7 protein-coding genes are annotated in these 10,179 nt (G+C 33.6%); 2 read left to right on the forward strand and 5 right to left on the reverse strand.

What is annotated here, in order from left to right:
- Positions 1-699, forward strand: a complete 699-nt coding sequence (gene lipB / locus H7350_RS16520; protein WP_204347030.1) for a lipoyl(octanoyl) transferase LipB — start codon at positions 1-3, stop codon at positions 697-699.
- Here lipB and H7350_RS16525 read toward each other — a convergent pair whose 3' ends face one another.
- From H7350_RS16525 to H7350_RS16545, 5 genes are all read right to left on the reverse strand, one after another.
- Complete coding sequence (locus tag H7350_RS16525) at positions 700-1,083, reverse strand: hypothetical protein (protein ID WP_204347031.1); 384 nt, start codon at positions 1,081-1,083, stop codon at positions 700-702.
- An 85-nt stretch (positions 1,084-1,168) separates the two neighbouring features.
- Positions 1,169-2,218: a nucleoid-associated protein gene (locus H7350_RS16530; protein ID WP_204347032.1), complete on the reverse strand. Its 1,050-nt coding sequence runs from the start codon at positions 2,216-2,218 to the stop codon at positions 1,169-1,171.
- A gap of 121 nt (positions 2,219-2,339) precedes the next feature.
- Positions 2,340-3,896: an OmpA family protein gene (locus H7350_RS16535; protein WP_204347033.1), complete on the reverse strand. Its 1,557-nt coding sequence runs from the start codon at positions 3,894-3,896 to the stop codon at positions 2,340-2,342.
- A 121-nt stretch (positions 3,897-4,017) separates the two neighbouring features.
- Positions 4,018-6,453, reverse strand: coding sequence for a ribonuclease HII (locus tag H7350_RS16540; RefSeq protein WP_204347034.1), 2,436 nt, complete (start codon positions 6,451-6,453; stop codon positions 4,018-4,020).
- A gap of 48 nt (positions 6,454-6,501) precedes the next feature.
- A complete protein-coding gene (locus tag H7350_RS16545; protein ID WP_204347035.1) occupies positions 6,502-7,083 on the reverse strand; it encodes a ribonuclease HII in 582 nt (193 codons plus the stop codon).
- Between the two features lie 203 nt (positions 7,084-7,286).
- On the opposite strand from H7350_RS16545, the gene H7350_RS16550 reads away from it, so the two are divergent.
- A partial coding sequence (locus H7350_RS16550; protein WP_204347036.1) for a SusC/RagA family TonB-linked outer membrane protein occupies positions 7,287-10,179 on the forward strand: 2,893 nt, incomplete at its 3' end.

Below are 10,179 nucleotides of genomic sequence, written 5' to 3' on the forward strand. Positions count from 1 at the left end.
TTGAATAAACAAATAAAAGTTGAAGATTTAGGAACTAAAGACTTTAAAAAAACTTGGGATTACCAAGAAGAATTATTTAAAGGTATTTTAGATACTAAAATCAAAAATAGACGTGAGGATGCTGGATTAGAAACAGATAATTATTTTCTGTTTGTAGAGCATCCTCATGTATATACGCTTGGTAAAAGTGGCGATGTTTCTAATTTACTTCTGTCAGAATCACAGCTTACTCAAAAGGGAGCAACATTTTATAAAATTAATAGAGGAGGAGATATCACCTATCACGGTCCAGGGCAGATTGTAGGGTATCCAATCTTAGATTTAGACAATTTTTTTACTGACATTCATAAGTATTTGCGTTTTTTAGAGGAAGTGATTATTCTCACACTAGCCGAATATGGATTAAAAACTGAGCGTAGCCCAGGAGAGACAGGAGTTTGGCTCGATGTTGGAACACCGTTTGCACGTAAAATATGTGCTATGGGAGTTCGTGCAAGCCGTTGGGTAACTATGCATGGATTTGCGTTAAATGTCAATGCCAATTTGGGGTATTTTGATAATATTATTCCTTGTGGAATCAGAGGAAAAGCTGTAACGTCTTTACATGTTGAGCTTGGTGTTGAAACTATTGATGAGCAAGAGGTCAAGACCAAACTTCTTAAGCATTTTAAATCGCTTTTTGAGGCAGAGTTTATCTAATTATTCTCTTATAAATTCAATTAATGGTCCATCTGCTTCTGGCTGATTGGCTAGATACAACCTGTCATTTTCAAAATAGTAATCGTATTCTACATCAAGCAGAGTAACTGTGTTTTCAGAAAAACTAATCTCGTATACTCCCGTATCAGGAATGGTATGAAGGTCTTCTGTGACATTATTTAGAATATTGAGCATATTGGCTGAAAGATTGAAAGTCCAGATATGATCACCGGCTTCTAAATGAATAGGCTCGCAAAAACAGCTTACCGCAACTAAATTCCATTCTCCATTTAATTCATTTGTTATTGTATTGCTTGACTCATCAGTGTTATTGCAAGAAGATAAAAAGCCGATTACAAATATTAAAAACAGTGTTTTTTTCATTTCTTACTTTGTTAGGTGTAATTATAAGATGCAAATTTTCGAAATGGTTGCGTTAAATTATGAATAAAGTTGTAAGATATGAATCCTAGCCTTCTTGATTAAAAAATACTTTATAATAATGCATTTTCTTTTCTTCGTCATAGCCGCGTTCTAGATATTCTGCGGAAGCATCTGGAGCATCAACATCGAGTTTTATCTGAATATTAGTATCGAGTTTTATTTCAGTTTTAATTTTTTGTTTTTGCTTTTTTAAGACTATTTCAGAAACATCAAACTGATTTCTAATGAGGATGTTATGGTCATTTTCGTAGGTTTTTTTATAGTCTTCGAATAGCTGAAGCGCATCCTCTTTTTCAAAAACTTCCTCTTTAAAAGATTCGATATTTATGACTTCATTTTCTTTAAAGAAATCTACGGTTTTAGATAAAAACTGACTTTGTTCTTGTCCGCCAAACTGAGGTTGAACAACCTCTTTTGAGAATTCTCGACACATTTCAATATAATTCTTGGTGTGTTGATTAGAATCATCAGGATATTTAACATTCAAGAAGCTTTTAATCCAATATTGGGCGTCGTAGTTATTATTATCAACACTTAACACAATCTTACCTTCAGTATCAGCAGCATTTAAGATGAGTACGCCTTTATCTACTTTTTTTGTTGCAATCCCTTTTTGAGTGATGATATCGTAGCTGCCATTTTCTAAATACGTCTGAAAAAAATGAGATTTATTTTCAATTTTAAATATACCTACTGCATCAGTTTGGTAATCTTCGTATTGAATGTCGTGAAACATACACACAATAACATCTCCGGTTTTGATTTGAGCAGAATTTGATTGTTCAAATAAATGTGTGACGATATGTTTTGAAACTTCCACAAAATTACTGTCGTCATTCAATAGTTGAGAGCTGTAACTGTTAATTTCGTTGAGATCAACATTAGAATGATGGTTAAATCTGTAGGATTCTGCCAGGCTGGTAAATGGTCGTAATAAATACGGAAGTATCAGGTCATAACTAATTTCTTCAAAGTCGATGACCTGCTCAGAAAAAGCATTTTTTGTACTGTTAAATTTGTTGCCTACTTTATGGAGAATACACTTAGATATGGAGGCTTTATTACGTTTAATCATGATGAAAAATTAAAGTCACAATACTACTAAATTTTGACTTCATTATATAAAAAAAACGCCAAAGAAAACTCTTTGGCGCCTTCATTTAGACTGAGGCATCGATTTGGTTGCTGTAAATATCTTATTGCTTGATAAATTCTACACGTCGATTTTGTGCTTTACCTTCTTCGGAAGTGTTATCAGCTACTGGTTCGCTTTCACCTTTTCCTTCAGAAATGAGCCTGCTTGCATCTATTTTATAAACAGTAATAAGAGCCTGTTTAACTGCTTCAGCACGCGATTTTGATAGTTTCATATTTGTATCATCACCTCCATCGGCATCTGTATGCCCAACAATTTTAAGCTTAATGGTATTGTCTTGTTGCAATACTTGTGAAATTTGACGGATTATACCATAAGATTGTGATTGAATAGTAGCAGAACCTGAGTTAAATAATATGCCGTTAGTTGAAATCTTACCTTCAGCTAATAGTTTGCGACGAAGGTCTACACCACCTTTTGCAATTTTAAGGTTTTTGATGAAAATACGTTCTTTTCCATCTTTGAAATTATTAATGTGAAACTTGATGTGATTTAATACATTAGGAACTTCAATAAATCGAGGAATATCTACATATTTCACCTCGTTTACCCATAAGCGATAGCGCTTTTTTGTTACAGAAATTGCAATGTGTGGCTGGTTTAACACTTCATCTCTAATATCTGCTTCAATAGAAGAATTGATATCTCCTCCTCCTCGGTTAAAGAAATTCATGTTTTTAATTGCAAAAGCCGAATATTGTCCAAACGGAAGCGATGTCATCACATGGTGCTCTGAGCCTGCGTTAAACTTTAAATTATCACTCAAATAAATATGCAATCGTGCTGTTGACGAAGTTTGCTGTGAGATGCCACTTGTAAGAATATCAAATTCAATAGTGTAGTCTTCAGGAAGTTGGTTCACATCTGGAATGAAAAAAATACCATATCCTGATTTTAATTCTAACCAATTTTCATTTTTTATTTTGACAGTTTCTCCAGATCCATTAGTATTCCATTTTGAAGGGAAGTCACCAATGAAATCCTGAGAAAAATCATCAAAGAAAATAAGTTCATCTCCTGGAACAAAATCATATTTACTAAGTATTTCTAAGTCGTCAGATATGTTTTTAGAATCTTCAGGTTGTTGATTGTCATCACTATCATCAGTAGTGCTGTCATTTTCATCTTCAGATGATTCGTCTTTTGTAGTAGAAGATTCTGATTCATTATCATCATTATCTTTTCGTTCTCGTTCACCTAAAAGAAGTTCTTTAGCAGTCTTAATACTATATTTTAGAGCTTTTTTTGCTTTATTAATTTGAAGCGTGGCTTTTCCTTGTTTTAGAACACCAACACCATCTAAATCGGAAATTATTTCTGGAGCACTTTCGCTTAGAGCAGTCATTTCAACAAGTGCTTCCTCAAGTACATCAATATCGTCATCATCTAATGGTGTTCCTGCTTGAGCATATCCATCATATTTGTAAACCTTATCATAGAGATCAAAAGATTCTCCTACAAAAGTATCTACACTTGAAATACCAACTCGGCTTTTCGGACGTTTTAATTTTTTTGTTTGTGAATGTAATTGTGGGCAAAATATGAGAATAGCGAAAACAATTGCTACAAGCTTAGCATATGAAGGTTTACAATGCATGAAGATTTAATGTGTTGATTAATAGCTTGTTTAAAGGTAAATAATCCTATTCAATTGGCAAAGAATGATGTATAGATTGTTACTTTAAATGTGTAGTTGGCTAGTTGTTACCGATAATTATTTATTGAATTTCATACACAATTACAGAGTTATCATCACCTTTGGTGACGACCTCCAAGGCATTGTCTTTGTCTATATTACTTAATTCTAATTCAGAATTGGCATATACAGGGAAATTTGCAATAGGTTTAGCTTGACTGTCAAAAAGATAGCCTTTCTTAGATTGTAAATCTGTAACCGTAACATAGATTTTATCATTGATATAAAAAATCTTTGGAGCCGTATAATCACCAAAATCTAACTCAATAGTTTTTGATTTTATCGTGAGTTTATTGTCATTTAAGACTACAAGTGTTTTACTTGTGGTTGCTAACTTATGATCAGAATTTACATTTAAATTTTTATGGTCTATACGACCAGACTGATTTACCTCCAAAAGTTCACCGTTAGTATTAGATGTTGTAAATTTATTATTGTATAGGTAAATATTGTTGTTTGAGAAGCTTATATTCTCTTTGACTTTGACTCTTGTTTTTCCAACACGATCCAGTATTTCAAGCTGATTTCCTGATGAAAACACAATAAAATCCTTTCTGTTAATTCTAAAATGTTTAGGTTGTGATGTAATGGTATTTGGGGCAGATGTATAGGTAAACCCTTTTACGATTTTACCGTTTTTATCATACATTAAAACTGATTTTCCTTGAGTAACCATCAATCTGTAATTTTTCTTTTTGTCGTAATCAAATACAGAGACGGGTTGTGTAATGTCATCATTAAATGTCAGAGGGAAATTATTGACGTCTTTACCATTTCTATCTAAAACATAGAGACGTTTAGAAGAATTAAAGACCAATTGTAATCGACCGTTTTTGTAAGTGTCAATTTGCTCTATTTTTCCCAGGATTTTGCCGTCTATTTGTTTTTTCCAAAACACCTTGCCTTTGTTTGAAATGAGGTAAAGGTTGTTATTGATGTCTTGTACTGCAATATCCATTTGATTTGTAGTATGATTTTTTACAAACTGCGGACTAGTAGCCAGGTTGGCATCGATTGAAATATTAAATTCTTCTGCTACAGAATGTTTGGTTTTTCTGCCTTTTGAAGTCTTAAATATGGCATTGATATGGGCGAAATCTGTATCGTAAACATATTGAATAACTGATGTTTTAAAATCAGAAATGTTCAGGTTTTTATCGTCAGTAAAATTCAGGTTGAGTAAGGCGTTTAGTTCATCAGAATTTCCAAATAAAAGTAGTGACGCTTCATCGCTCAATTCTAATTGTAAGTCTTGGTAATCTTCAGTGCTGGTAAGTGTGGTTTTGTTTTGGTAATTTGTGATGAAGTGTTTTAAAATATTGCTGTTATCAGAGAACACAAAAAAATCATTTATTTGAATAAAATTTGTGGCCGTTATATTGCTCATAAAAGGCGTAAACTCTGAAAGATTTTGGACGTCTATTTCTTTAAGTGTATAAATGTTTATAGACCTAAATTCATCTTCAACAGTTTGAGTGTCAAAGCTATTTAACATCGATTCAGGGTCAATTGAGCGCAAAAGGAAGATGTTGTGATTATCGACGCTGGCTTGTCCGATTTCAACAGTATTTTGAAATGTATTGTGCTGAGTTGTCGTAGAATCCTGAAACCTATGACGAATCAAATTTTGTCTGAATATTTCAAAATCATTAAACGTTAAGCTTTTAAAACTTTCGGTATTGCTTGGTACTATAGAAGCAATTTTGTTCTCCTGAGGAATAGTGTTTTTGAAAACATTAATTAAACTTTTTGTTGAATCAATTGCCTTTGTTACACCATTAATATATATAGCGTTTTGAGAGATGTCACTATCAAGAATGGTATAATTTGAAAATTGTGTACGATTTAGTGTAGAATCTTTAAATATTACAGGGTTAAATTGTTTACGTGTGTGATTTACATAAATTGAAACCATTTTGTCAGTATTAGAGATGTCTTCAAGTAATTCTAATCCAGAGGTCATGGCTTTGTTTGCAGTAGCATTTTGAGTAAATTTCAGTGTGTTAGAAACAAAAAAAGTGCTGTCTATAATTCTAGAGAAAAAAGGATTGCCTTTATAGTATAATTTAGAAATGCCATTTCTGTTATTATATATGGTGTCAATTTTTAAGCCTGAAATGGAATCCAGTTGTAATTTCTTTTGAGACAAAGGAACGATAAAACAAATGGCTAGACTATCATTCTTGTCTTTAGATAATGTGATTAAACTATAGTCCTTATTTATATGGTGTACAGGAAGAATTAAATCGTTGATACCTTCAACTTGCTTGTAAGAGGTGATTGCTTTGATTAAAGCATTGTTTTTTAATCCGTTTTCAAGTCCTTCGGCAGAGTTTATTTTAATAATGATTTCAGATTGGTCAGGAACAAGTGATAAAGGGTTAGTCGATGATGACTTGGAGTTTTCACAATTATACAGGCAAAGCAAACAGAAAACTATACACCAAATGTTTTTCATTTAAAAGGTTTTTACAAATATAAAAAGTTATATATCTAATTTAAATTGTTAGGGTAACAATCTAAAAGATTTTCTATGGTATTTTGTGGGACCATATTTTTTAATTGCTGCACGATGTTCTTTAGTTGGATACCCTTTGTTTTGTTTCCAGTTGTACATAGGAAACTCTAAATGGATTTGATCCATATACTCATCTCTAAAAGTTTTTGCTAAAACAGAAGCAGCAGCGATTGATAAGTATTTACTATCTCCTTTTACAATAGTTTTAAACGGGATGTCATTTAGAGGTTTAAATCTATTACCATCTACAATTATAAATTCAGGAGCAGTTTTAAGGGCTTCAATAGATTTGTGCATTGCCAGGATTGAGGCATTTAAAATGTTTATAGTGTCTATATCTTCAGGGAAAATATGTGTAAAGGCGTAAGAGACGGCGTCTTTAATAAGTATGGGTTGTAAAGTGTTTCTCTTTTTTTCTGAAAGTTGCTTAGAATCATTTAATAGGCTGTTGCTAAATGATTCAGGCAAAATGACTGCTGCAGCTGTTACTGGACCAGCTAAGCAGCCACGCCCAGCCTCGTCTGTGCCACATTCTAGTTTGAAATTTGAAAATGATGATTTTAGACTCAAAATGTTAAAGTTTGAACAAAGTTAAAATTTTAACGCAACCAATGAAGTGTTTATGTATCTAATAACTAGTAATTACAAGGCTTAGCATGCAAAAAATCGATTGTCAGCCATTAATTACTTGTTAACATTTTTTTATTATAAATACTTGTATATTTAATATATTATTAAGATGTTTGCGCTAGACTAACTCAAATAATTGTTTTATGAAATTAAAGTTAACATGGTTAATGACGCTTTTTATGGCGTTTGTGATGCAGTTCTCTTTCGCGCAAGAGAAAACAGTCACAGGAACAGTTACATCTCAGGCTGACGGATTACCGTTGCCAGGTGTAAGTATTATAGTAAAAGGGACTACGCGTGGAGTTCAAACAGATTTTGATGGTAATTACTCTATCAAAGCTAGTGCTAACGAAACATTAGTATTTAGCTATGTAGGAAACAAAACAGTTGAAAGACTTGTTGGAAGTAACGCTACTATCAATGTCGCAATGGCTGAAGATCTTGGTGTTTTAGATGAAGTTGTAATTGAAGCCTACAGGACTTCAACAGCAGAGAAATCAAATATTTCTTCTACAACGATTACATCAAAAACGGTTGAAGCCCGACCAAATGCATCTTTTGCACAGACCTTACAAGGTCAGGTTGCGGGACTTAACATTACAACAGGAAATGGACAGCCAGGTGGAGATAGTACCATTAACTTACGTGGTGTATCTTCGTTATCAGGTAATACTGAGCCCTTATTCATTATCGATGGTGTGCCAGTAGATGAGGATAACTTTAGAAGTTTAAACCCAAATGACATCGAGTCATTATCTGTTTTAAAAGATGCTGGAGCAACTGCTATTTATGGAAATAGAGGTGCAAATGGTGTTGTACTTATTAAAACAAGACGAGGTTCTTATAACTCTGGGCTTAAAATCAACTACATTGGAACAACGGCGTTCTCAACATTACAAAATCACGATTATAACTTAATGAACTCGAGAGAGCAGTTACAGTTAGAGAAAGATTTTGGATCAGGATTTGGAGCAACGTTATCAGATGCAGAGCTTGAGATAAGAGCACAACAAACTAACACAGATTGGTTAGATGTATTCTTTGGAACAGGATTAACACAGAGTCATACGCTTAATTTAGCTTCAGGTGGAGAGAACATTAACTCGTTCACATCATTTGGATATACAGATCAGGAAGGTATCTTAAAGAAGGCAAGTACGCTTAAGCGTTTTAACTTCAGAAGTAATATTTCTGGTAAGTCAAGTAATGATAAGTTCAACTACGGAACATCATTTACTTTAAACTATTCTGAGTCTAATGAGCCAAACAGTATTGGTTCAGGAGCAATTAACAGAAACTTCGTATTAGGAGCCAACCAATCGGTACCTTACATTTCACCTGCATCTTATGTGCCAGGAGAAGGTGCTAACATTCCAGTTGTATTTGCAAATACGCCTTTATTCTTATTAGATAGAAGAGATACTTATACAAGACGTGAGGATGAGATTAAAATTATCGCAAACGTAAATGCAAGTTATAAGATTACAGATAACCTAACCTTTAGAACTTCTTTTGGTGGTGATTTTACAGATGAGCAATTATTACGTGTTGAGGCTCCGTTCTCATTTAATGCTGCATTATTTGCTGCAGATGGAGATAATACGCCAGGATTCTCAGATCAGGATTCATTCAGATCTGTAGCGATGAACTTCAATAACTCATTAACATGGAGTAAAGTATTTGCAGATAAGCACTCTTTAGAGGTATCATTATTTTCAGAATACTTTAAAGCACACAGACGTAGTTTCGGATTTAGACAATTAGGTTTTGATCCAGCAACATTCTCACCAGGAGATGGAGCATCGTTTGTAAATGATAATGCAGATAATGATAACTATGTAGATACAGGTAGAGCAACAGTAAGAGATGCTGGTTTATTCTCATACTTTGGATTTGTGGATTATGATTACGATTCAAAATATGGATTCTCAGCAACTTTACGTCGAGATGCATCTTACCGATTTGCAGCGTCAAACCGTTGGGGAACATTCTGGTCTGTTGCAGGACGTTGGAATATTTCAAACGAAGCGTTTATGGAAGATTCAGTCTTCGATCAATTAAAGCTTAGAGCGTCTTATGGTACAACAGGTAACCAGAGAATTATCGCAGTAGCAGGACAGTTTGCATACTTTGCTGCACCAGATTTAACAGAGAACTTCTTCAATACAGGAGGACAGTATGGTGGTGTAAATGGTTTAACAGTAGGTCAGATTGGAAACAATGACTTAAAATGGGAAACTATTGTACAGGCCAATATCGGATTAGATTTCGCGCTTTTCAATAATAGATTAAGAGGTGCTTTTGATGTGTATGAAAGAACCACAGAAGATTTATTCTTCGGAACTCCAATTGCTCCATCATTAAATGGTGGTGTAACAAACTTAAGTGCAAACGTAGGTGAGTTAAAAAACAGTGGTTTTGATTTAGAATTACACTATGATCTTTTCAAGTCTAAAGAAGAAGACGGTTTAAATGTGACACTTAACTTAGTAGGTAACTACAACAAGCAAGAGATTATCAGTTTAGGTGCTGGAGGTGATGTACCACTTACAATTAGAGAAGGTGGTGTTATTGGAGAGCTTTTCGTAGCGCCATATATGGGTGTTAATCCAGCAAATGGTAACTTATTGTTCTTAGATATTGATGGAAACTTAACAGAAGATATCACAACAAACGATCAAAGAGCAACAGGAAAGAATATCTTCCCAGATTATCAGGGTAGTTTCGGATTTGATGCTGATTATAAGAATTTCTTCTTTACAACACAGTTCAATTATACGATAGGTGTTTACCGTTCAGATTTTGATTTAAACGGATTCTTAGATCCAACAGCGATTGGTCAGTTTAGACATTCAAGAGATATCTTAAGAGCTTGGTCACAACCAGGAGATATTACAGATGTTCCTTCACTTAATGCAACAAATGCAAGTGATGAATTCTTATCTGATAGAAATATTAGAGAGTCAGATTACTTAAGATTACGTTTTATCCAGTTTGGATACAATGTACCTAAAAAAGTATTAGACAAAATCGGAT

This window comes from Psychroserpens algicola, assembly GCF_014526325.1.
GTDB classification, from domain to species: Bacteria; Bacteroidota; Bacteroidia; order Flavobacteriales; family Flavobacteriaceae; genus Psychroserpens; species Psychroserpens algicola.

Excerpts from the sequence above, each read along its gene's own strand:
- H7350_RS16525 (WP_204347031.1), bottom strand. The coding sequence starts at position 1,083 with ATGAAAAAAACACTGTTTTTAATATTTGTAATCGGCTTTTTATCTTCT.
- H7350_RS16530 (WP_204347032.1), bottom strand. The coding sequence starts at position 2,218 with ATGATTAAACGTAATAAAGCCTCCATATCTAAGTGTATTCTCCATAAA.
- H7350_RS16535 (WP_204347033.1), bottom strand. The coding sequence starts at position 3,896 with ATGCATTGTAAACCTTCATATGCTAAGCTTGTAGCAATTGTTTTCGCT.
- H7350_RS16540 (WP_204347034.1), bottom strand. The coding sequence starts at position 6,453 with ATGAAAAACATTTGGTGTATAGTTTTCTGTTTGCTTTGCCTGTATAAT.